Here is a 21,035-nt window from a genome sequence, read left to right as displayed (position 1 = left end):
TTCTTTGTAACAAATATATAGATCTTTCGTCTTGATAGTATAACCCAATACAATACACGCCCTTTATGAACCAAAATGAGTTTGTGCTGCTAATCGCTCCATTCAAAGACAAGGTCTTTCGGTTGGCCAAGCGATTACTCATAAGCACGGAGGAAGCTGAAGACGCAACCCAGGAAGTTTTGGTAAAATTATGGAATAAAAATGGCAGTTTGGATGGTTATAATAATGTAGAAGCTTTTGCGATGACGATGACCAAGAATTATTGTTTGGATCAGTTAAAATCAAAAAGAGCGGGAAATCTTAAAACGGTACATACTAATTTTACGGATAAGGAACCCAGTTTAGATAAGAAAGTTGAAGACGATGATAGTTTGAATTGGGTTGAAAAAATAATTAACCAACTCCCGGAACAACAGCGATTAATTATTCAGATGCGGGACATTGAGCAATATGAATTTGAAGAAATCGCAAAAATTTTAGAGATGAATGAAACCGCCATTCGGGTGTCCCTTTCAAGAGGGAGGAAAAGGATACGGGAATTTATGTTAAAAACACACAGTTATGGATTGCAATAATATAGAAGAGCTATTAGAAAAATATTTTCAAGGGGGAACCAGTATTGCCGAAGAACAGGAGTTGCGAAAATATTTCTCCTCATCAAATGTTTTGCCTCATTTAGAACAATACAAGCCTTTATTCGGATACTTTTCTCTTGTGAAAAAGGAAGAATTTGAGCGGGAGATTCTGCCGCAAACAAAGAAATACAATCTAGCATGGCTGTCCATTGCAGCTTCGGTTGTTGTTTTGCTGGGAATTGGAACATACGTATATTTGAATAACAACAAAGCAAATCAGAACCAAGATTTAGGAACCTATGATGACCCTGAGGTGGCTTATAGGGAAACACAAAAAGCATTAGCCTTATTATCAAATCATGTTAATGTTGGGATTGAAAGCGTGCAATACGTTCAGGAATATCAGAATTCAAAAAATTTAATTTTTAAACAATAATAAATCAAAAAAAATGCAAAAATTTATAATCACATTAGTACTATTGGTTTCCAATACTTTTTTCGGTCAAACCGCTTTCGATAAATTCGACGGACAGGATGATGTAACATCAATTATAGTGAACAAAAAAATGTTCGAATTGATGAGCAAGGTGAAGATGGATGCAACCGATAAACAGGCGCAACAATATCTGAATTTAATCAAGAAATTGGAAAATCTTAAAGTGTTTACCACAAAAAGTACCCGAGTGGAGAACGAAATGAAAGCTGCCACTGAGAAATATATAAAAACGGCTGGTTTGGATGAACTGATGCGGGTAAATGAAAACGGAAGGAATATAAAAATTCTAGTGAAATCAGGAACAAAAGATTCTCAAGTGAGAGAGTTGCTCATGTTTATTGAAGGTGCAAAAAGTGACGATACCGTTTTAATGTCATTGACGGGTGATTTCGATTTGAATGAAATCTCTATACTAACCGATAAAATGAGAATTCCCGGCGGAGACGATTTGAAAAAAGCAACAAAAAGATAAAAGTAATATGAAACTGATTTTTAACTTTTTGGCAATATGCAGTTTGTGTTTAACAAGTTGCAATTCAAAACCTTCCCTGCAAAAATATTTTGTGGAAAATACCGAAAACAAGAATTTCATCGCACTAGACATCGCGCCAAGCATTTTGAACATTGATAAAACAAAATTATCCGCAGAACAAAATAAAGCATTGCAATCTTTCGATAAAATGAATATTTTGGCTTTTAAATTGAATGGTACCAATAAAGCGCAATTTGAAATTGAACGGGCAAAAGTAGATACCATTTTGAAAGAGGAGAAGTACCAGCAGCTCCTGAAATTTGGTTCGGGTAAAGAAGGCGCTTCCGTAAGTTTTGTGGGTTCCGATGAGCATATTGAAGAATTTGTTCTTTTTGCCAATAAAAAGGAAAACGGATTTGCAGTGATCCGGATTTTGGGGAAAGACATGAATCCCACAAGCATCATGACCATGATGACAATCCTACAAAGTGGCAATATTGATTTGGAGCAGTTGAAACCCTTGCAAGAAATGTTTAAAAAATAGTTTTCAGCCGTTAATTCTAATGAAAAAGCGTCCCGATTATACTATCATTGACGCTTTTTTTATGAAGTATCTACTTTTTGAAATATTTAAAAGGAACCATTAACATCCCGAAACATTCTCCATCTTCTTTTCCTACATGTTTATGATGCATTTTGTGTGCCCTCCTAAGGGCTCTGGAATAGACATTATTTGCATTTCGGAATAATTTAAAGCGTTGGTGAATAAAAACATCATGAACCATAAAATAAGCCAATCCGTAAGCGAAAATCCCTAATCCTAAAGCCAATCCAATTTCTAGAATATTGTTCTGCCAAAGTAAAAAACATCCAATGCTTATTACGGCATAAAAAATAAAAAAAGCATCATTTCTTTCAAACCAGGATTCATGGTCTTTTTTATGATGATCGGCATGCAATGACCACAAAAAACCATGCATAATATATTTATGACTGAACCAAGCCATGAATTCCATGAAGAAAAAAGTAATGAAGAATACCAGAATATGCAACCACATGATTTTTGAATTTAGATAATGTTCAATTTGTATGAGAAATAACATTTGGCAAAAAGTCCGTATTTTTGATAATCGGGCACCCTGATTCGAGTGTTTTTTATTTCGGCCGAAGGCGTATTTTTTAATTTTGAAAGCAGTTTTTTGTAGTACACATAGGCCATATAGACACCAAATTTTGCTTCCAAAGGTAAATTTAGAATTCCTTCATAGCCAGCCTTGAAATCGGCTTCAATTTCTTCGATGATTTTTAATTTTGAAATTTCGTCCAATTTATTCAAATCCGTATTAGGGAAATAGGTTCTGTTCAATCCTTCAAAATCGGCTTTTAAATCCCGAAGGAAATTCACTTTTTGGAAAGCAGATCCTAATCTCATGGCGGAATGTTTCAATTCTTCAAATTGGGCAATATCTCCTTTTACAAAAACTTTCAAACACATTAAACCCACTACATCGGCCGACCCAAAAATATATTCGTTATATTCATCCTGCGTTTTATATTCGGTTTTAAACAAATCCAGTTTCATACTTTTCATGAAAGTGGCAATCAATTCTTTCGGAATATTATTTTTGGTAACTGTATGCTGGAAGGAGTTTAAAATAGGGTTTAGACTAATTTTTTGTTTCAAAGCCAAAGCTAGGTCGTATTCGAAAATATCAAATAACTCTTCTTTATTGTAATCGTGAAAACTATCTACTATTTCATCTGCAAAGCGCACAAAACCGTATATATTATAGATGTCCTGCCGTATGCTTGGTGCTAACATTTTTACTGCCGAGGAAAAAGAAGTGCTGTAGGATTTGGTTACATTCCTACTGCAATCAAAAGAGACTTTATCAAAAATAGATTTCATATATGTAAAATTTATTTGTCAGCGGTCAAATATGGTATCGCCTTTTTATTTATTGGTGTTTGCTTGGGCAAACGGCTTGTTAGTGGCGATTTCATAATTAAATATTTTTTTCTATTAATTCAGCAACTAATTTACCCGAGATCAATGCGGGAGGGACTCCTGGTCCAGGCACAGTTAGTTGCCCGGTGAAATATAAATTTTCAACTTTCTTACTTTTTAGTTTGGGTCTTAAAAATGCAGTTTGCAATAGGGTATTTGCCATTCCGTAGGCATTTCCTTTATAGGAATTATAATTAGAGACAAAATCATTTTTGCAAAATGACTGTTTAAAGATAATATTATTTTTCACGCTTTGTTGCGTCAGTTTTTCAAAACGATCTATTATTTTTTCAAAATAAGCAGTGCGCAATTCTTCAGTATCCACAATTCCTGGTGCCAATGGGATTAGAAAAAAAGCCGATTCCATTCCTTTTGGTGCCGCAGTTTCATCGGTTATTGATGGAAAATTAGCATAAAATAAAGGTTCTTTTGGCCATTTTGGTTTATCGTAAATAGCTGTCGCATGCGCATTGAAATCGACATCAAAAAATAGGGCATGATGCGTAATATTTTTTATTTTTTTGTTGAACCCTACATAGAATAGTAGGGAAGAAGGAGCAAAAACTCTGCTTTCCCAATATTTTTCAGAATAAGCCCGATATTTTTCGTCTAATAAAGTTTCCGTATGATGGTAATCTGCTCCGCTCAAAATCACATCTGCGGGGATAACTTTACCATCAATCGCTATTGCGATTGCCTTGCCTTTTTCTACAATTATTTTTTCAATATTGGAATTTACATGAAAGGTGACACCCAATTCTTTTGCCAATTTTTCTAAGGCTAAAACAACATCAAACATTCCCGTTTTTGGGTGCCAAGTACCCAATCCAAAATCGGCAAAATTCATGAAGCTATAAAATGAAGGCGTATCAGAAGCTTTTGCTCCAAGAAACAAAACCGGAAATTCTAAGATTTGAATTAGGCGTTCATTCTTGAATTTTTTGCGAACGTCTTTACTAATCGTACTAAAGAACTGACCTACTCTCATGGCAGTTTTAGCCGTAATTAATTCTAATGGAGAAACTCCCGGGCGATAAACCAAATCTTTTATGGCAATGTCATAATTGCTTTTGGCTTCAATCATGAACTCTTGAAGGATTTCTCCACTACCTTTTTCGATTTCTTCAAAAGCCACTAAGATATCGGGTAAATTGTCTGCTATGGTTATGAAATCATTGATTCCATAATATACCCTGTAGGCTGGGGATAATTTTATGAGCTCATAATAATCGAAAGTTTTTTTACCAAAATCCGCAAAAAAGCGTTCGAAAACATCGGGCATCCAATACCAGCTTGGTCCCATGTCAAACGTAAATCCGTCTTTTTTTAATTGTCGTGCTCTTCCGCCTATGGTATCATTTTTTTCGTAAACGGTTACTTTATGACCTTTTTTAGCGAGATAGCATGAAGCTGATAGTGAGGAAAAACCAGAACCGATAATTTTTATATCTTTTTTCATATTGTTCAACAAAAGTAATTAAAAGTTAAACAAAAATAAATATTCTTAACTCAAATTTACAGATTATTTACCAGTTGCGTGAGGGATTGGTGTATTATCACGTTAGCAGGTAATTTTGAAGTGTCGATAAATTCTACTAATCTACCTAAAAGCCATAATTCTGAGGTTTCATCCAGAATTTCGGTGTTCATTTTAGCGACATAATCATTCACCAAGTCTTTATTCGGCTCTACAGTCAAATAGGAAACATAAACAATAGATTCGAAATATTTTTTAAGGTCTTTTAAGCTCTCAAGAGGCACACTTTCGCCCAAATAAATGGCTTTATATCCGTGAAAAATGATTTCATAATTAAGGTACATCAATCCCAATTCATGGATTTCATTCGAAGGCAGATAGAGAATGAAAATTTTATCTGTTTTAGTTGGCTCAAGAATTTGTAGTTTCTCCGTGTTTATTAATATTTTCTGTTTAATTAAATAGCTTACAAAATGTTCGTGGGCTGGAGTAATGGTGTCCGTTTGCCACAATAGACCTACTTCATTCATTAATGGAACAAGCACATCGCAGAATATTTCACGAAAGGATTTTTCGGAAAGCAAATTATTGTAAGTGTTTAAAAATAGCCTTTGGTCAAAATTCATCATAGCGATTTTAAACGCATTGATGGCATGGTGTTTAGCGCTTTTATCAGAAATAATTTCCCGAACCAATGAGGGGATTGTTTCTGGAGGGTATTTTGATATTTTTGAAATTTTGTAGCCGTGATTGTGCAACAAAGTAATGTTCAGCAGTTTTTGTAAACTCGCTAAATCGTAGTACCGAATATTAGTTTCGGTTCGCATAGGTTCAAGTATACCGTATCTTTTTTCCCATATTCGAATGGTGTGGGCTTTGATACCCGAAAGATTTTCTAAATCCTTGATGCTAAAAATATTTTTTATATTGTTCATTGCTTTGCTTAAATCTATTAAACAAAAGTAATGTTATTATTTTGTTTGACGATAGGTCCATAAATTATTTGGTAAAATAAGTTTGAATAACTTATGGAGCCCTGTCGATATCTTACATTCATGAGACCTCATTTTTTATTTGACTCAAAAAATTAGTTATATTGAAAAATGCTCTTTCTGGCTGTAATTTAGTTTGGTCTGAGAATTAACAAATTAAATTTAAAAGGGTTCGGAGTTATAAAATAGGATGGATTGTTTTGGACTTAATCCATAAAAATTCGAATGAAGTAAAAATATCATCGAAGTTTTTGTACTATAATATGGGATTATCAGCTATATTTCAATTAAATGACAATCAATATTTATTGTGACCACGGCGGGATTTGAACCCGCACGCCCTTGCGAGCACCAGCCCCTCAAGCTGGCAAGTCTACCGTTTCTCCACGTGGCCTAAAAAAAGCAGAGACGTTGCAATGCAACGCCTCTTTTTTAATTGTGACCTGACTGGGGCTCGAACCCAGGACCCCATCATTAAAAGTGATGTGCTCTACCAACTGAGCTATCAAGTCGGAGCATGAAGATTGTAAATTTGTGACCTGACTGGGGCTCGAACCCAGGACCCCATCATTAAAAGTGATGTGCTCTACCAACTGAGCTATCAAGTCATTATCATTTCTTCAATGCGGGTGCAAATATAAGGCGTTATTATTTATTTTTCAAAGCTATTTTATTTTAAATTTGTCTTTTTTTGCTAATTGTCGTTAATGTCTTAATATTTAAGGTTTTATTATTATGAAGAAAATAATTTTAATAGGGTATATGGGCTCAGGGAAGTCAACAATTGCCAAGTTGCTGTCAAAAAGCATAAATTTTGGTTTCCAAGATCTGGATGAAACCATAGAAAAAGAGCTCAATTTATCTGTTGTAACTATTTTTGAGCAAAAAGGTGAGGTCTATTTTAGAAAATTGGAACATGAGGTTTTAAAAAAAATAGTCCAGTCCGATGATAATATGATTTTGAGTTTGGGAGGAGGAACGCCATGTTTTACCAACAATCAAGAACTATTGTATGGGGAAGGCATCACTACAATCTATCTTAAGGCATCCGTAGATAAATTATATGAAAGGTTACGTAATCAAAAAATAAATAGGCCTTTAATTGCCAATAAAAATGAGGGTGAGATGAAAGAGTTTATTGCCAAACATCTTTTTGAGAGAAGCTTTTATTATAATAAGGCTAAATATACCATCTTGACAGATAATAAATCTCCACAGGAAACGGTTTCGGAAATAAAAGCAATTTTAGTTTAGATAAGCATGACTTGATTCTTTTCCGAATACGACCTGAACGTGCTCCTGTAAGGAAGTGCTTAGTGAAATACCTTTAAAATCGGCTTTCACGGGGTATTTTTTATGATTTCTGTCTACCAACACGGCGGTTTTAAATTTCTTTAAAGGCACTTCAAGAAAATGTTTAACGCCATAGACTAGAGTTGTTCCCGAATTTAAAACATCATCTACAAGAACGAGACCTTTGTTTTCATAATCTTCTTTTGATATTGAAGTGGTGATAGTTGAATTCGGATTTGTTTTGTTGATATAAACTTCACAGAGTGTAACTTTTATACCCGAAATTGCCGTCAAAGCCTGAGCGATTTTTTCGGCAAAAATATAACCATTTTTTGCAATTCCTGCAATAACAATCACATCTTCGTCAACAAAGGTTTCGAAGATTTGATAGGCTATTCTTTTTATTTTGTGTTCTATCTCCACATTGTTAAGGATGATATTCTGTGCCATTTTTTTAATTTTTTAATAAAGGGAAAAATTGTTCTACAGGAAGGTTAATGGTCTATTTCATTTTCAGTTCCAAAATCATCTAAGTCTCTACGGTCTTTTTTGGTGGGTCTCCCATCACCCGTTTTTCTGTAATGTTCTTTGGCCAACTTCAGTAATTCTAAATGCTGATAGGCTTCTGCTGAGGTTTCGTTTTTTCTGTAAATATCTACCAATTTTGCACCAACACGGCTTTCGGGAATATCTAAAACCGTTATTATTTGCGTGATTTGATCTTTCCTAAAAGTGATTTTGTCTGTGGCAAAAACCTCTTTTGAAGGCTTTGCAATTTGGCCGTTTACAGTTATGTGATTTTTTTTGCAAGCCTCGGTAACCATATTTCGGGTCTTATAATATCGTACACACCATAAAAATTTATCAACTCTCATATTTTTCCAAAATCGACGTTAAATAGTTTACAAAAATGAATCAAAATTGTATCTTGCACTCCTAAAAAAATTCTCAATAATGAACAAATTTAAGCTTTATTTCCTTCTAATTTCTGTCACGTTTGTATTATTTTCATGCAATAAATCCGATACCGTTGCATCTGTGCCATTGAGGGAATATGGAGTTCAAAATTCAACAGATAAAGAGACAATCGAAAATTATCTCAGAACCTATTATATAGAGAGCGTCATGAATCATCCAGGATTTACTGATGATCAAGATGTAAAATTAACTAAGATTCCCGTAAATGGGAGTCAGCCGTCCATTATGTCTTTATTGGATAGCCCCACATTTCCTAAACTTTCAATTAAAAAAGTAAGGCTTCACGATATTGATTATGAAGTATATTATTTGAAATTTCGAGCTGATAATGACGTAGACGGAAAATCGCCTTGCCGCGTAGATGAGGTTTTGGCTGCATACAGCGGCTCCTATCTAACCAATAAGTCTACAACTACCAATAGTATAACTGTTACAGATATTACATCTACTGTTTTTGAAACGGTACTTTACCCGCAACAACGATTAGCATTGGACAGAACGATTAGGGGTTGGGCTGAAATTTTCCCTTTGTTTAAGACAGGTAGTTTTGATGCTACACCAAGCCCAGATCCAGCGTCGTACCTTAATTTTGGCGCAGGAGTAATGTTTTTACCCTCGGGGCTGGCATATTATAATGTTACTACTTCTACGATACCCGCTTACTCATCTCTAGTTTTCTCGTTTAAATTATATGATATGAAACGAGCGGATCAAGATGGAGATGGTATTCTTTCAGTCGACGAAGACTTAAACGGTGATGGTGATTTTACCAATGACGATACTGATGGTGATGGGGTGCAAAATTATTTGGATATTGACGATGATGGGGACGGTTATTTGACCAAAAATGAAATCAAGATTAATGGCGTGTTGCCTACAAGTTATGATTTAATTCAGGATTGTAGCGGGACAACAAATGGAATTAAAAAACATTTAAACAAAACGTGTCATTAATGTAATTGGAATATCTTTCAAATAGAAATCCCGACTTGTTCCTAAAAACGAGTCGGGATTTTTTATATTTTCCTCACCCCAACCCTCTCTCAAAAGGAGAGGAAGAGATTGGATTTGTTATTATTTTCTTTTGATTACTCTTTCAACTGCTTCAACAATCGCCTGGTTGTTCAGTTTGTATTTTTCCATTAGTTGCTCTGGAGTTCCGCTTTCTCCAAAACTATCCTGAACAGCAACAAATTCTTGTGGAGATGGGGTGTTTAATGCCAAAACTCTAGAAACGCTTTCTCCTAAACCACCAAGAATGTTATGCTCTTCGGCAGTAACAATACATTTTGTTTTAGCTAATGATTTTAAAATAGCTGCTTCATCTAAAGGTTTAATGGTGTGAATATTGATTACTTCTGCAGAAATTCCTTTGGATTCCAAAGCTTCAGCGGCGATTAAAGCTTCCCAAACCAAATGTCCTGTTGCAACAATTGTTACGTCAGTACCTTCGTTTAGAAGGATGGCTTTCCCAATTTCGAAAACTTCATCAGAAGGCATAAAGTTAGGGACAACTGGTCGTCCAAAACGTAAATAAACAGGTCCATGATGGTCCGCAATGGCCAATGTAGCCGCTTTGGTCTGATTGTAATCGCAGGTATTGATTACCGTCATTCCTGGCAACATTTTCATCAATCCGATATCTTCTAAGATTTGATGTGTAGCGCCATCTTCTCCTAATGTTAACCCAGCGTGTGAAGCGCAAATTTTTACGTTTTTATCAGAATAGGCAACCGATTGACGAATTTGGTCATAAACTCTTCCTGTAGAAAAGTTAGCAAAAGTTCCCGTAAAAGGAATTTTTCCACCAATGGTCAATCCTGCTGCAATCCCAATCATATTTGCCTCTGCAATTCCGATTTGGAAAAAGCGCTCGGGGTGATTTTTCTTAAAATCGTCAAATTTTAAAGAGCCAATTAAGTCGGCACATAACGCTACCACATTTTCGTTTTTTTGACCCAATTCAGTCATTCCTGCTCCGAAGCCTGAACGTGTATCTTTACTTCCTGTATTTGTATATTTTTTCATTTTTTCCTCCCCCAACCCCTCCGAATGAGGGGAGTTCCTATTGGGGTAAATAGGTTTTTATATTTTATTTATCAATTTTGTAGCTGTTCCTTCCCGCCGAGGCGGTAGGTAAGGAGGGGATTAATAGTCGCTTTCTCCTTCAGTATAATTTTGACCTAAAGCATTTTCTAACTGAGCATCATTAGGTGCTTTACCATGCCAAGCATGACTGAACATCATGAAGTCAACCCCATTACCCATTTCGGTATGTAACAGCACACAAACCGGTTTTCCTTTTCCAGTTCTTGATTTTGCTTCGGTCATTCCAGCAATAATGGCTTCTAAGTTATTTCCTTCTTTAATTTCCAAAACATCCCAATCAAAAGCTTCAAATTTAGCACGGATACTTCCCATACATAAAACCTCGTCCGTTGTTCCGTCAATTTGTTTTCCGTTAAGGTCGACTGTAGCAATAAGATTGTCTACTTTTTTTGCGGAAGCATACATAATGGCTTCCCAATTCTGACCTTCTTGCAACTCGCCATCACCGTGAAGTGTATAGATGATGTGATTGTCTCCATTTAATTTTTTTGCCTGGGCAGCTCCAATTGCCACAGATAATCCTTGACCCAATGATCCAGAGGCTATTCTCACACCTGGCAAACCATCATGTGTGGTTGGGTGCCCTTGTAATCGTGTATTGATAAGACGAAAAGTCGCTAATTCCGAAACGGGAAAATAGCCACTTCTTGCTAAAACGCTGTAAAAAACGGGTGAAATGTGACCGTTTGAAAGGAAGAAAAGATCTTCACCAACTCCATTCATATCAAAACCTTCTTTGCGATCCATAAGGTTTTGGTAAAGTGCTACCAAGAATTCAGTACATCCAAGAGAACCACCTGGGTGACCTGAATTTACTGCGTGAACCATGCGAAGAATGTCTCTTCTGACTTGAATTGTTAAGTCATTTAATTGTTGTATGTTAGGCTTCATTTTGTAAGTTAAAGTTAAACTGTGGCAAAAGTAATTTTTATTTTGCTTATGACAAATGATTTTAGGAATAGTTATTAAGGAATTTATAGAGATTACTAAAATCGTATACTATATTTTAAATAATCACCATATTATTTGACAATCTTGTTTATTTTTAATATTTTATTTGCTGACACTAATGAGTAGAACTACAATAACAAAAAAAGCCTGCAAGAAGCAGGCCTAATTATTTAGAGTAAAAAACCGTAACCAAAATCCTTACTGTATACCCACAGCGGCATTAGCATTAACGGCCGACATAGCGATTCCAGTCAAGGCGGCATCTGATTTTTTTTGTTCATCAAGTGTCATGGCCAATAAATTAGCAGCTTTATTTTCTCCCAATGTTTTTGCGAAGGCGTGTAAAGTGCCATAGGTTGCAATTTCATAGTGTTTTACTTTTTGTCCTGCGGCAATAATTCCAGCATCTCGTACCGCGCCTTTCACGGTTTCTTGCATGATTCCTTCGCTTTCTTTCAACAATCCTTCCATTGCTTCACATTTTTTGTCACTGGGTTTTAGCCCTGCTGCATTAAAGACCTGTTCTAAACGGGAAACTTGTGCTTCCGCTTCATTTAGATGACTTTTTAAGGCGTTGACCAATTCTGGCGAAGTGGCATTTTTAACCATTTTTGGTAACGTTCTAGTCAACACTTTTTCGGCATTGTAAATGTCTTTTAAACCAACTTCAAATAGACCTCTCAAATTTTGTGCTTCACTTGATTTAGCTTTCCCAGCTTCTTGTTTTTTAATTGTGGTTTCCATAATGATTGTTTTTAAATATTAATTTAAGGAGTTTTAGAAAGGAGTTTTATATTTAACAAACTCATTTCCTGCTTTTTAAACAACATAAAATTAAATATATTATTCTATAAACGATTGTTAATTAACTAATTGTATATAGGAATAATATGATTTAGACAAAAAAAATGTCAAGCCAAAATAATAATAGAATCTATTTTCAAAAATGCTATCCGCTTCTTATTAAAATGCCAATTCCTAAATTTTTGTAGGGATAAAGTTGTCCTTTGAAAAAAGATTGTGACTTGAAATCCAAATCAAAATTGGGAGTCATATCCCATGTTAAAGGGGGTCATAATCATCGTATTTTTCTCTGGAGAACATATAAACGAGAAGTGAAAAGAGATGATAAGAGAAATGGTTTCCATAAATGCAGCACGAAAATTTTATAGAAATAAAGTATAATTATTTTTAGTTTTTATCTTTAAACAGTCTTGTTAAATAAAATACTAAATCGCAATTCCTAAATCTTAAATAAATTATCTTTGCCGACTGAAAAATGATTTTATGAAATTTGATTTACTGCAAAAAGATCCCCATACGAAAGCTAGAGCTGGAAGTATTACCACTGATCATGGTGTGATTGAAACTCCAATTTTTATGCCGGTGGGTACCGTAGCTTCTGTAAAAGGGGTGCACCAACGGGAATTGAAAGAAGAAATAAACCCCGATATTATTTTAGGAAACACCTATCATTTATACCTGCGTCCGCAAACCCAAATCTTGGAAAAAGCGGGCGGGTTGCACAAATTCATGAATTGGGACCGAAATATTTTAACTGATTCTGGCGGGTATCAAGTGTATTCGCTTTCTGCAAATCGGAAAATTAAGGAAGAAGGCGTAAAATTCAAATCGCATATTGATGGTTCTTATCATTTTTTTACACCCGAAAACGTAATGGAAATTCAGCGTACCATTGGGGCTGACATCATTATGGCCTTTGATGAATGCACTCCTTATCCTTGTGATTTTAGGTATGCGCAGCGGTCTATGCACATGACACATCGTTGGTTAACCCGTTGCATTAATCACTTAGAAAAAGTGCCAACAAAATATGGTTATGATCAAACTTTTTTCCCTATTGTTCAAGGAAGCACTTACAAGGATTTGAGGATACAATCGGCAGAATACATAGCAAATTCGAGGCAACAGGGTAACGCCATTGGTGGACTTTCAGTGGGAGAACCCGCCGAAGAAATGTACGCCATGACTGAGGTGGTTTGTGATATTCTGCCGGAGGATAGACCACGATATTTAATGGGTGTGGGAACTCCTATAAATATACTCGAAAATATTGCTCTAGGAGTAGATATGTTCGATTGTGTAATGCCAACACGTAACGCCAGAAACGGAATGTTGTTTACCGCAAACGGAACCATCAACATCAAAAACAAAAAATGGGAAGACGATTTTTCTCCTTTGGATGAAATGGGATTAACCTTTGTGGATACCGAGTATACGAAGGCCTATTTGCGGCATTTGTTTGCTGCCAATGAATATTTAGGAAAACAAATTGCTACGATTCATAATCTTGGATTTTATATGTGGTTGGTTCGTGAAGCCAGAAAGCATATCTTAGCGGGAGATTTTAGAGTTTGGAAGGAAATGATGGTGAAACAAATGAGCCAGAGATTGTAAAAAAAAGGTTAGAAAGTTTATGAGTTTAGGAAAGTTTAGCGCAGATGAAAGTTATTAGCTGAAAATCTATATACTAAAACCCAATACCTAAAACTCAACACCCAAAACAATATGCTAAAAATAATAGATAAATACATTCTTAAAAGATACTTAACCACTTTTTCGGTTATGTTGTTGATGTTTATTCCTATAGGAATTGTAATAGACGTTTCTGAAAAGGTCAATAAAATGATCGAGAACAAGGTTCCTTTTAAAGAGATTGCCAATTATTATTTTTATTTTATTATCCATTTTGCCAACTTTCTTTTTCCTATTTTTCTATTTCTTTCCATCATTTGGTTTACCTCTAAATTAGCAAATAAAACTGAGATTATTGCGATTTTGAGTTCTGGAATTTCTTTTACTCGTTTTTTGAGACCCTATATTGTGGGAGCAACAATTGTTTCCTTTGGCGCCTTAATCATGGGTTTTTTCCTAGCTCCAAAAGCCAATGAAGTGTATAATGATTTTAGATACACCTATCTTATTGGCGGAGGTCAAGAGGAAATGCGCCAAAGTTCAGATGTGTTCAGACAAATTAATGACGATGAATTTATTTATGTCAGTAATTTTAATATGATATCAAAAACAGCCTTCAATTTTTCATTGGAGAAATTTAAAGGCGATCAACTTGAATACAAAATTACTGCCAACAGAATTAAATGGAACCCAATAAGTAAAGATTATTCGATGTTTGGGTACACTAAAAGAACGGTTGGTCAATTGGGGGATGTTATAGAAAAATCAGATAAAAAAAATGCAAAGTTCAAATTTGATTTAGATGATTTGACCCCCACAGTATATGTTGCAGAAACGCTAAGTTATGGAGATTTGATTCATTTTATTGAAAGAGAAAAGCGAAGAGGAAATGCGAACATTAACGTTTATCTAACGGTTTTGTATAAAAAATACAGCGTTCCGGTTTCGGCATTTATTTTAACCATTATAGCTGTTGCTGTTTCCTCCATGAAACGTCGTGGAGGGATGGGAGTGAATTTAGCTATTGGGATTCTATTGGCTTTTGCCTATGTGTTTTTCGATAAAATTTTTGGTGTAATGGCTGAGAAATCAACGATTCCTCCCATCTTTGCCGTTTGGATTCCAAATATAGTTTTCGGTATTTTGGCCATCTTTCTTTTGCGAAATGCCAAACGATAAATTAAAGAGTTATCTGCATCTCCACTTCATCGTGTTTGTTTGGGGATTTACTGCGGTTTTAGGCGCTTTAATTTCACTTGATGCCTTGCCTTTGGTTTGGTACAGAATGTCAATCGCCTCCGTATTTATTGTTTTATATATTTGGTTCCAAAAAGGATCGTATAAAGTTCCTACACGAGCTGTTTTGGGATTTCTTTTTGCCGGATTAATCATTACGTTGCATTGGCTCTCTTTCTTCAAGGCTATTAAAGTATCTAACGTTTCCGTGACTTTGGCTTGTCTTTCAACAGGAGCTTTTTTTACTTCTTTGCTAGAGCCTTTATTGCACGGCAGAAAAATCATTTTGTATGAAGTTTTTTTCGGAATAATGGTAATTGTTGGGCTGGGGATTATCTTTGAGGTAGAAAGCCATTACATTGAAGGTATTTTCTTTGCACTAATTGCTGCGTTTCTTTCGGCCTTATTTTCGGTTGTAAATAGCAAATATGCCAAAGTGTATAGTCCGTCTATTATTTCTTTTTATGAAATTTTTGGAGGTGTGCTTTTTCTCTCCATTTATTTGATTTTCACCAATGGTTTTGATTCCAAATTTTTTGAAATCACGATGGCTGACTGGATGTATCTTACTGTTTTAAGTTCTATTTGCACTGCGTATGCTTTCATTGCATCAGTAAAAGTCATGAAATTCTTAAGCCCATATACCGTTATGCTTACAGTCAATTTAGAGCCTATTTACGGTATTATACTTGCGGTATTAGTCTTTCACGAGAAAGAAAAAATGAGTGCAGGATTCTATATTGGTGCTCTCATTATACTTTCCACGGTTATCTTGAACGGAATTGTAAAATACTATAAGAGGTAATCCTTTAAAAAATAGAGATTTCCAATTTTATCATCACCCCAAAAGACATTTTGACAAAAATGTTTACAACTATAATTAAAATATTTCTTTCGTTGACAATATTAAATTTTATCTTTGTTCTCCTAAATAAAATAAAACATCACATATAATATGGAATATTTAGATTTTGAACTTCCGATAAAAGAATTGGAAGACCAGTTAGACAAATGTCAAATAATTGGTTTGGAATCCAATGTGGATGTAACAAACACCTGCAAACAAATCGAGAAAAAACTTGAAGAGACCAAGATAAAAATATACAAAAATCTTACCGCATGGCAGAGGGTTCAGTTGTCCCGACATCCAAATAGACCATATACTTTAGAACACATAACGAATTTAACCAAAGGAACTTTTTTAGAACTTTTTGGGGATAGAGGTTTTAAAGATGACAAGGCGATGATTGGAGGATTAGGGAAAATTGAAGGTCAGTCCTTTATGCTTATTGGCCAACAAAAAGGAATAAACACTAAAATGCGTCAGTTTCGTAATTTTGGTATGGCAAATCCGGAAGGATATAGGAAAGCACTGCGTTTAATGAAAATGGCAGAAAAATTTGGAATTCCTGTAGTAACTTTAATCGATACACCAGGAGCTTATCCCGGATTAGAAGCGGAAGAACGTGGACAAGGAGAAGCGATTGCGAGAAATATTTTTGAAATGATTCGTCTTAAAACGCCAATAATATCCGTTATAGTGGGAGAAGGTGCTTCGGGTGGTGCATTAGGAATTGGTGTTGGAGATCGCGTATTGATGATGGAAAACACTTGGTATTCTGTGATTTCTCCTGAATCCTGCTCTTCCATTTTATGGAAAAGTTGGGAATATAAAGAACAAGCCGCGGAAGCTTTAAAACTGACTTCTGCCGACATGAAAAAACAAAAGTTAGTTGACGATATCATACCAGAACCTCTTGGCGGAGCGCATTATGATAAGGCGACTGCTTTCAAGACGGTGGAACAATATATTATGAAAGCATTCTACGAATTGAAAGATTTATCAACAGACGAATTAGTTGCCCAAAGGATGGATAAATACTGTAAAATGGGCGAGTATAAAGGGTAAATTCTTACAGAATTATTCTAAATCCGAAGCCCAATGGTTTCGGATTTTTTTTTGGTTATAAACAAAAAATAAGGATTTATCAACATCCATTTCTAACAACTCTAACTTCATTTTTTTTATTTTATTGTTACATTCGCATCATGGAAAATTTCAAAAACATAAACCCGATTAAAGTGGCTAAAACCACAATTATCAATTTAGAGAAAGGCAAGTTACCTCCGCAAGCGCTAGATCTTGAGGAAGCGGTTCTTGGTGCCATGATGATTGATAAAAAAGGAGTTGATGATGTAATAGATATTCTTCAAGCAGATGCTTTTTATAAAGAAGCACACAAACATATTTTTGAGGCCATTGTCCAGTTATTCACAGACACACAGCCAATTGACTTATTAACAGTTTCAGCTCAATTAAAAAAGAATGCAAAGTTAGACTTGGCCGGTGGCGATTTTTACCTTATTCAACTTACCCAAAAGATAGCTTCCTCAGCGCATATTGAATTTCACTCCCGAATTATTTTACAGAAATACATTCAGCGTAGTTTAATTCGGATTTCATCTGAAATTATAGAAGAATCCTATGATGAAACCACCGACGTTTTTGACTTATTAGACAAGGCCGAATCGAAACTATATGAAGTTACCCAAGGAAACATCAAGCGAAGTTCTGAAACTGCCCAAAGTTTGGTCATTCAAGCAAAGAAACGAATTGAAGAAATAGCCGGTAAAGAAGGTTTAAGCGGAATCGCAACGGGTTTCGATAAGTTAGACAAGTTAACTTCTGGTTGGCAACCAAGTGATTTAATAATCATTGCAGCCCGTCCGGGTATGGGTAAGACTGCATTTGTGCTTTCTATGGCAAGAAATATTGCAATCGATTTTGGTCATCCTGTCGCTTTGTTCTCATTAGAGATGTCTTCAGTTCAATTAATCACGCGTTTGATTTCTTCGGAGACTGGCTTGTCTTCTGAGAAATTAAGAACCGGAAAATTAGAAAAACACGAATGGGAGCAGTTGAGTATCAAAGTCAAAAATTTGGAAAAAGCCCCACTTTTTATTGATGATTCTCCATCGCTTTCCATATTTGATTTAAGAGCTAAATCCAGACGTTTGGCCTCACAACATGGCATTAAATTAATCATTGTCGATTATCTTCAATTGATGACTGCTGGAGGAAACGGAAAAAATGGAGGGAATAGAGAGCAAGAGATTTCTACAATTTCAAGAAACTTAAAAGCTTTAGCCAAAGAATTAGGTGTACCAGTTATTGCCCTGTCACAATTGTCACGTGCTGTGGAAACCCGAGGATCGAGTAAAAGACCATTGCTTTCTGACCTTAGGGAATCGGGAGCGATTGAGCAAGATGCCGATATCGTGTCCTTTATTTACAGACCCGAATATTATAAAATTGATGAATGGGATGATGATGAACAATCACCTACTGCAGGGCAGGCGGAGTTTATCATTGCAAAACATAGAAATGGTTCACTAGAAAATATCCGATTAAAGTTCATTGGGAATCTAGGTAAATTCGACAATCTTGATGATTACAATGGCAGTTATGATGATTTACCTTCAAAAATGAATCATGATGAAAACCCTTTTAACACAAAAACGCTTCCTTCAGCACATGAAGCTTTTGGAAGCAATTTGAATAATAATGAAGAGGACGACAGTGATGTTCCATTTTAAACCAAAAGTAAATCGTTAATTTATTATTTCCTTTTTTTCTAACGGAGGCACAAGAGCCTTGTCAATTTCTCTTTCTATTTGTTCAACATAAACCGCAAACTCAGCTGGTTCAATTTTACGTCCGACGTAATTGGCGTAAACTCTTGTGAATTCTACTCCAAAATAAACAATGACCGCGGAATAATAAATCCATACTAAAACAATGATTAGTGATCCGGCTGCACCATAGGCCGAGGCGGTAACCGCAGTTTCAATATAAAGACCAATTAAAAACCGTCCCACCATAAAGAGACAGGCGGTAAAAAAAGCGCCTATTTGAACGTCTTTCCATGCAATTTTAACATCAGGCAATACTTTGAAAATAATACCGAAAAGTACAGTAATCACTCCAAAACTGATGACTATATTCAGGATGTTAAATATAATGATGGTAACATTTGGAAAATAACCTTTCAATAAATTATTCATGGCTAAAAGAGCAATGTTGACAACCAATGAAACAATCAGTAAGAACCCGAGCCCTCCAATAAGCCATAACGATAGGAGTCTATTTTTTAGAACTTTTAGCCAGCCCCTTTTTGGTTTTACCTTTACTCTCCAGATCATATTTATTGAATCCTGTATTTCTCCAAAAACACTGGTGGCTCCTATAATAAGCGTAATAATCCCAACAACCACGGCAGTTGTCGTTTTACCGGATAGTTCCATATTTTTAACCATTTCCTGAATTTGAACCGCAACTGCATTTCCGAAAACTCCATTTATCTCTGAAAACAATTGGCCTTGGATTGCATCTCTACCCAGAAAAAAACCCGCAAGAGAAATCAGTAAAAGTAGTAGCGGCGCTAAGGAAAAAAGGGTGTAGTATGAAAGAGAGGCACTTAATTTTAAACATTTATCGTCTATAAATCCATTGAATGTGTCATTAAGTATTTTAAGGTCTGTTTTAAAAGCTTTCAGGGTGAAGTATTTCTTCATAATATGCATTTTTCTTATATGCAATATTAATGCATTGAGTTTGATAATTTGTTATATAATTTTGGGTAAATAATATTAGTTATTTTAAGTTATCTTTGAAATAAAAATTAAAAAATGCCTTTCAAGAAATTAGTATATATCGGATTAATACTTGTTTGCTTTTCTGTAAAAGCTTCTTTTATTTTGCTTCCGATGGACGAAACTACCCAGAAAAATCATCTTAAAGCCTATGGTATTACGTATTGGTGCTTAGATAGGCAATACAAGGCGAGTTGGCTATTAAATTATCGCGGGGGCTCTTTTTTATTGCCAGATGCTCCTGAAATTAGAAAAGAATGTCAAATTCGAGGGGTGAGTTTTGAAATCTTAACTGATGGGGAGGAAGAGACCATTTTGCAGGAAATTTCAAGTCCATCACAAAATATGGATGCGGTGGTATTAGAAAAAGCCCCAAAAATTGCCGTTTATACCCCAAAGGGGAAACAGCCCTGGGATGATGCGGTCACGATGGTTTTGACTTATGCAGAGATTCCGTTTACGCCTATTTACGATGAAGAAGTTTTAAGTGATCAGTTGTTATTATTTGATTGGTTGCATTTACATCACGAGGATTTTACTGGGCAATATGGTAAATTTTATGGAATTTATAGAAATGCACCTTGGTATATCGAACAGAAAAAAGGAGCCGAAGCTTTAGCTACTAAATTAGGCTATAACAAAGTTTCAGAGGAGAAATTGGCCGTAGCAAAAAAAATTAGGGATTTCGTTATTGGTGGCGGTTTCATGTTTGCGATGTGTTCTGCAACAGATAGTTTTGACATTGCATTGGCAGCTGAAGGGGTTGATATTTGTGAACCCATGTTTGATGGTGATGCGAGTGAAGGGAACTACCAATCTAGAATAGATTATACCAAAACCTTTGCTTTTAAAAATTTCATTCTTGACAGAAAACCGGAGCATTATGAATTTTCGGATATTGATATGACTGAAAAAAGGAGAATTCCAATGGAGAAAGATTACTTTACTTTAATGGATTTTTCTGCTAAATGGGATCCAATCCCGAGTATGTTGTGTCAAAATCATACTCAATTGGTGAAGGGCTTTATGGGGCAAACCACATCTTTTGAAACGGAATTAATTAAATCGAATGTGTTGGTAATGGGTACTTGTGAGTTAAATGGCGAATCACGTTACATTCATGGTGAAAAAGGCAAAGGCATGTTTACCTTTTTTGGAGGTCATGATCCGGAGGATTACCAGCATAGAGTAGGTGATGAGCCCACGGTTTTAGACTTGCATCCCAATTCTCCCGGATTCCGATTGATTTTGAACAATGTTTTGTTTCCAGCCGCTAAAAAGAAAAAACAGAAAACTTAAAAAAAAACGAAAATGAATTTCAGTTTTTTTATGACCTAAACGAAGTTATTCAATCGTTAG

General features: G+C 35.4%; 22 protein-coding genes and 3 tRNA genes. 12 read left to right on the top strand and 13 right to left on the bottom strand.

The annotated features are described in order from the left end of the window. The first annotated feature begins 65 nt into the window (after positions 1-65). Genes DB895_RS07085 through DB895_RS07070 form a run of 4 tightly spaced genes read left to right on the top strand, consistent with a single transcriptional unit; the run spans position 66 to position 2,087 of the window. Positions 66-575 (top strand): RNA polymerase sigma factor, encoded by a 510-nt coding sequence (locus DB895_RS07085; protein WP_116724668.1) that lies wholly within the window; start codon positions 66-68, stop codon positions 573-575. Further along, on the top strand, positions 562-1,011 hold the full coding sequence (locus tag DB895_RS07080; RefSeq protein ID WP_116724667.1) for a hypothetical protein: 450 nt from the start codon (positions 562-564) through the stop codon (positions 1,009-1,011). Before DB895_RS07085 ends, DB895_RS07080 begins: the two co-directional genes overlap by 14 nt. 13 nt (positions 1,012-1,024) lie before the next feature. Continuing rightward, positions 1,025-1,543 (top strand): DUF4252 domain-containing protein, encoded by a 519-nt coding sequence (locus DB895_RS07075; RefSeq protein WP_116724666.1) that lies wholly within the window; start codon positions 1,025-1,027, stop codon positions 1,541-1,543. Positions 1,544-1,550: 7 nt separating this feature from the next. Continuing rightward, complete coding sequence (locus DB895_RS07070; RefSeq protein WP_116724665.1) at positions 1,551-2,087, top strand: DUF4252 domain-containing protein; 537 nt, start codon at positions 1,551-1,553, stop codon at positions 2,085-2,087. A 70-nt stretch (positions 2,088-2,157) separates the two neighbouring features. On the opposite strand, the gene DB895_RS07065 is transcribed toward DB895_RS07070, so the two are convergent. The 7 genes from DB895_RS07065 to DB895_RS07035 all read right to left on the bottom strand — a co-directional run bounded on the left by DB895_RS07065 (position 2,158) and on the right by DB895_RS07035 (position 6,628). Further along, positions 2,158-2,601, bottom strand: coding sequence for a sterol desaturase family protein (locus DB895_RS07065; RefSeq protein ID WP_116724756.1), 444 nt, complete (start codon positions 2,599-2,601; stop codon positions 2,158-2,160). An 11-nt stretch (positions 2,602-2,612) separates the two neighbouring features. Further along, entirely contained in the window at positions 2,613-3,452 is an 840-nt protein-coding gene (locus DB895_RS07060) for a phytoene/squalene synthase family protein (RefSeq protein WP_116724664.1), read from the bottom strand. A gap of 97 nt (positions 3,453-3,549) precedes the next feature. Continuing rightward, the gene (locus tag DB895_RS07055; RefSeq protein WP_116724663.1) at positions 3,550-5,010 is read right to left on the bottom strand and encodes a phytoene desaturase family protein; all 1,461 of its coding nucleotides are present in this window, start codon (positions 5,008-5,010) and stop codon (positions 3,550-3,552) included. Positions 5,011-5,066: 56 nt separating this feature from the next. After that, on the bottom strand, positions 5,067-5,963 hold the full coding sequence (locus DB895_RS07050) for a MerR family transcriptional regulator (RefSeq protein WP_116724662.1): 897 nt from the start codon (positions 5,961-5,963) through the stop codon (positions 5,067-5,069). A gap of 368 nt (positions 5,964-6,331) precedes the next feature. Continuing rightward, positions 6,332-6,414, bottom strand: a tRNA-Leu gene (locus tag DB895_RS07045). A gap of 45 nt (positions 6,415-6,459) precedes the next feature. After that, a tRNA-Lys gene (locus DB895_RS07040) sits at positions 6,460-6,532 on the bottom strand. Between the two features lie 23 nt (positions 6,533-6,555). After that, positions 6,556-6,628, bottom strand: a tRNA-Lys gene (locus DB895_RS07035). A 127-nt stretch (positions 6,629-6,755) separates the two neighbouring features. Between DB895_RS07035 and DB895_RS07030 the strand changes: the two genes are divergently transcribed. Beyond that, positions 6,756-7,274, top strand: coding sequence for a shikimate kinase (locus DB895_RS07030; protein WP_116724661.1), 519 nt, complete (start codon positions 6,756-6,758; stop codon positions 7,272-7,274). Here DB895_RS07030 and DB895_RS07025 read toward each other — a convergent pair. After that, on the bottom strand, positions 7,266-7,763 hold the full coding sequence (locus DB895_RS07025) for a phosphoribosyltransferase domain-containing protein (protein WP_116724660.1): 498 nt from the start codon (positions 7,761-7,763) through the stop codon (positions 7,266-7,268). The two genes, DB895_RS07030 and DB895_RS07025, sit on opposite strands and share 9 nt — an antisense overlap. A 44-nt stretch (positions 7,764-7,807) precedes the next feature. Then, entirely contained in the window at positions 7,808-8,188 is a 381-nt protein-coding gene (locus DB895_RS07020; protein WP_116724659.1) for an RNA-binding S4 domain-containing protein, read from the bottom strand. 79 nt (positions 8,189-8,267) lie between these two features. On the opposite strand from DB895_RS07020, the gene DB895_RS07015 reads away from it, so the two are divergent. Further along, the gene (locus DB895_RS07015) at positions 8,268-9,245 is read left to right on the top strand and encodes an FKBP-type peptidylprolyl isomerase (RefSeq protein ID WP_116724658.1); all 978 of its coding nucleotides are present in this window, start codon (positions 8,268-8,270) and stop codon (positions 9,243-9,245) included. A gap of 120 nt (positions 9,246-9,365) precedes the next feature. On the opposite strand, the gene DB895_RS07010 is transcribed toward DB895_RS07015, so the two are convergent. The 3 genes from DB895_RS07010 to DB895_RS07000 all read right to left on the bottom strand — a co-directional run bounded on the left by DB895_RS07010 (position 9,366) and on the right by DB895_RS07000 (position 12,095). After that, entirely contained in the window at positions 9,366-10,319 is a 954-nt protein-coding gene (locus DB895_RS07010) for a transketolase family protein (RefSeq protein WP_116724755.1), read from the bottom strand. A gap of 120 nt (positions 10,320-10,439) precedes the next feature. Beyond that, positions 10,440-11,291 (bottom strand): transketolase, encoded by an 852-nt coding sequence (locus DB895_RS07005; protein WP_116724657.1) that lies wholly within the window; start codon positions 11,289-11,291, stop codon positions 10,440-10,442. A 258-nt stretch (positions 11,292-11,549) separates the two neighbouring features. Beyond that, on the bottom strand, positions 11,550-12,095 hold the full coding sequence (locus DB895_RS07000; protein WP_116724656.1) for a YciE/YciF ferroxidase family protein: 546 nt from the start codon (positions 12,093-12,095) through the stop codon (positions 11,550-11,552). 543 nt (positions 12,096-12,638) lie between these two features. On the opposite strand from DB895_RS07000, the gene tgt reads away from it, so the two are divergent. The 5 genes from tgt (at position 12,639) to dnaB (ending at position 18,620) form a co-directional block, all read left to right on the top strand. Next, a complete protein-coding gene (gene tgt / locus DB895_RS06995) occupies positions 12,639-13,769 on the top strand; it encodes a tRNA guanosine(34) transglycosylase Tgt (protein WP_116724655.1) in 1,131 nt (376 codons plus the stop codon). A gap of 111 nt (positions 13,770-13,880) precedes the next feature. After that, positions 13,881-14,966, top strand: coding sequence for an LptF/LptG family permease (locus DB895_RS06990; protein ID WP_116724654.1), 1,086 nt, complete (start codon positions 13,881-13,883; stop codon positions 14,964-14,966). Beyond that, positions 14,953-15,828, top strand: coding sequence for a DMT family transporter (locus DB895_RS06985; protein ID WP_116724653.1), 876 nt, complete (start codon positions 14,953-14,955; stop codon positions 15,826-15,828). Before DB895_RS06990 ends, DB895_RS06985 begins: the two co-directional genes overlap by 14 nt. Positions 15,829-15,978: 150 nt before the next feature. Further along, positions 15,979-16,932, top strand: a complete 954-nt coding sequence (locus tag DB895_RS06980; RefSeq protein WP_116724652.1) for an acetyl-CoA carboxylase carboxyltransferase subunit alpha — start codon at positions 15,979-15,981, stop codon at positions 16,930-16,932. A 140-nt stretch (positions 16,933-17,072) separates the two neighbouring features. Further along, on the top strand, positions 17,073-18,620 hold the full coding sequence (gene dnaB, locus DB895_RS06975; RefSeq protein ID WP_116724651.1) for a replicative DNA helicase: 1,548 nt from the start codon (positions 17,073-17,075) through the stop codon (positions 18,618-18,620). A 15-nt stretch (positions 18,621-18,635) separates the two neighbouring features. Here the strand turns inward: dnaB and DB895_RS06970 are convergent, their stop codons facing one another. Continuing rightward, complete coding sequence (locus DB895_RS06970) at positions 18,636-19,598, bottom strand: YihY/virulence factor BrkB family protein (RefSeq protein ID WP_116724650.1); 963 nt, start codon at positions 19,596-19,598, stop codon at positions 18,636-18,638. Between the two features lie 114 nt (positions 19,599-19,712). On the opposite strand from DB895_RS06970, the gene DB895_RS06965 reads away from it, so the two are divergent. After that, positions 19,713-20,975, top strand: a complete 1,263-nt coding sequence (locus DB895_RS06965) for an asparagine synthetase B (RefSeq protein ID WP_116724649.1) — start codon at positions 19,713-19,715, stop codon at positions 20,973-20,975. Positions 20,976-21,035 lie beyond the last annotated feature (60 nt).

It is taken from the genome of Flavobacterium psychrotolerans (assembly GCF_003097635.1).
Classification (GTDB): Bacteria; Bacteroidota; Bacteroidia; order Flavobacteriales; family Flavobacteriaceae; genus Flavobacterium; species Flavobacterium psychrotolerans.
This window is presented reverse-complemented; position numbering and strand designations above follow the sequence as displayed.

What these genes read in the sequence shown, in the direction of transcription:
- DB895_RS06965 (WP_116724649.1), top strand. Translation starts at nt 19,713, where the DNA reads ATGCCTTTCAAGAAATTAGTATATATCGGATTAATACTTGTTTGCTTT.
- DB895_RS06985 (WP_116724653.1), top strand. Translation starts at nt 14,953, where the DNA reads ATGCCAAACGATAAATTAAAGAGTTATCTGCATCTCCACTTCATCGTG.
- DB895_RS07060 (WP_116724664.1), bottom strand. Translation starts at nt 3,452, where the DNA reads ATGAAATCTATTTTTGATAAAGTCTCTTTTGATTGCAGTAGGAATGTA.
- DB895_RS07080 (WP_116724667.1), top strand. Translation starts at nt 562, where the DNA reads ATGGATTGCAATAATATAGAAGAGCTATTAGAAAAATATTTTCAAGGG.
- DB895_RS07015 (WP_116724658.1), top strand. Translation starts at nt 8,268, where the DNA reads ATGAACAAATTTAAGCTTTATTTCCTTCTAATTTCTGTCACGTTTGTA.
- DB895_RS07055 (WP_116724663.1), bottom strand. Translation starts at nt 5,010, where the DNA reads ATGAAAAAAGATATAAAAATTATCGGTTCTGGTTTTTCCTCACTATCA.
- DB895_RS07085 (WP_116724668.1), top strand. Translation starts at nt 66, where the DNA reads ATGAACCAAAATGAGTTTGTGCTGCTAATCGCTCCATTCAAAGACAAG.
- DB895_RS06980 (WP_116724652.1), top strand. Translation starts at nt 15,979, where the DNA reads ATGGAATATTTAGATTTTGAACTTCCGATAAAAGAATTGGAAGACCAG.
- DB895_RS07030 (WP_116724661.1), top strand. Translation starts at nt 6,756, where the DNA reads ATGAAGAAAATAATTTTAATAGGGTATATGGGCTCAGGGAAGTCAACA.
- tgt (WP_116724655.1), top strand. Translation starts at nt 12,639, where the DNA reads ATGAAATTTGATTTACTGCAAAAAGATCCCCATACGAAAGCTAGAGCT.
- DB895_RS06990 (WP_116724654.1), top strand. Translation starts at nt 13,881, where the DNA reads ATGCTAAAAATAATAGATAAATACATTCTTAAAAGATACTTAACCACT.
- DB895_RS07000 (WP_116724656.1), bottom strand. Translation starts at nt 12,095, where the DNA reads ATGGAAACCACAATTAAAAAACAAGAAGCTGGGAAAGCTAAATCAAGT.
- DB895_RS07025 (WP_116724660.1), bottom strand. Translation starts at nt 7,763, where the DNA reads ATGGCACAGAATATCATCCTTAACAATGTGGAGATAGAACACAAAATA.
- DB895_RS07005 (WP_116724657.1), bottom strand. Translation starts at nt 11,291, where the DNA reads ATGAAGCCTAACATACAACAATTAAATGACTTAACAATTCAAGTCAGA.
- DB895_RS07065 (WP_116724756.1), bottom strand. Translation starts at nt 2,601, where the DNA reads ATGTGGTTGCATATTCTGGTATTCTTCATTACTTTTTTCTTCATGGAA.
- DB895_RS07020 (WP_116724659.1), bottom strand. Translation starts at nt 8,188, where the DNA reads ATGAGAGTTGATAAATTTTTATGGTGTGTACGATATTATAAGACCCGA.
- dnaB (WP_116724651.1), top strand. Translation starts at nt 17,073, where the DNA reads ATGGAAAATTTCAAAAACATAAACCCGATTAAAGTGGCTAAAACCACA.
- DB895_RS07070 (WP_116724665.1), top strand. Translation starts at nt 1,551, where the DNA reads ATGAAACTGATTTTTAACTTTTTGGCAATATGCAGTTTGTGTTTAACA.
- DB895_RS07075 (WP_116724666.1), top strand. Translation starts at nt 1,025, where the DNA reads ATGCAAAAATTTATAATCACATTAGTACTATTGGTTTCCAATACTTTT.
- DB895_RS07010 (WP_116724755.1), bottom strand. Translation starts at nt 10,319, where the DNA reads ATGAAAAAATATACAAATACAGGAAGTAAAGATACACGTTCAGGCTTC.
- DB895_RS06970 (WP_116724650.1), bottom strand. Translation starts at nt 19,598, where the DNA reads ATGAAGAAATACTTCACCCTGAAAGCTTTTAAAACAGACCTTAAAATA.
- DB895_RS07050 (WP_116724662.1), bottom strand. Translation starts at nt 5,963, where the DNA reads ATGAACAATATAAAAAATATTTTTAGCATCAAGGATTTAGAAAATCTT.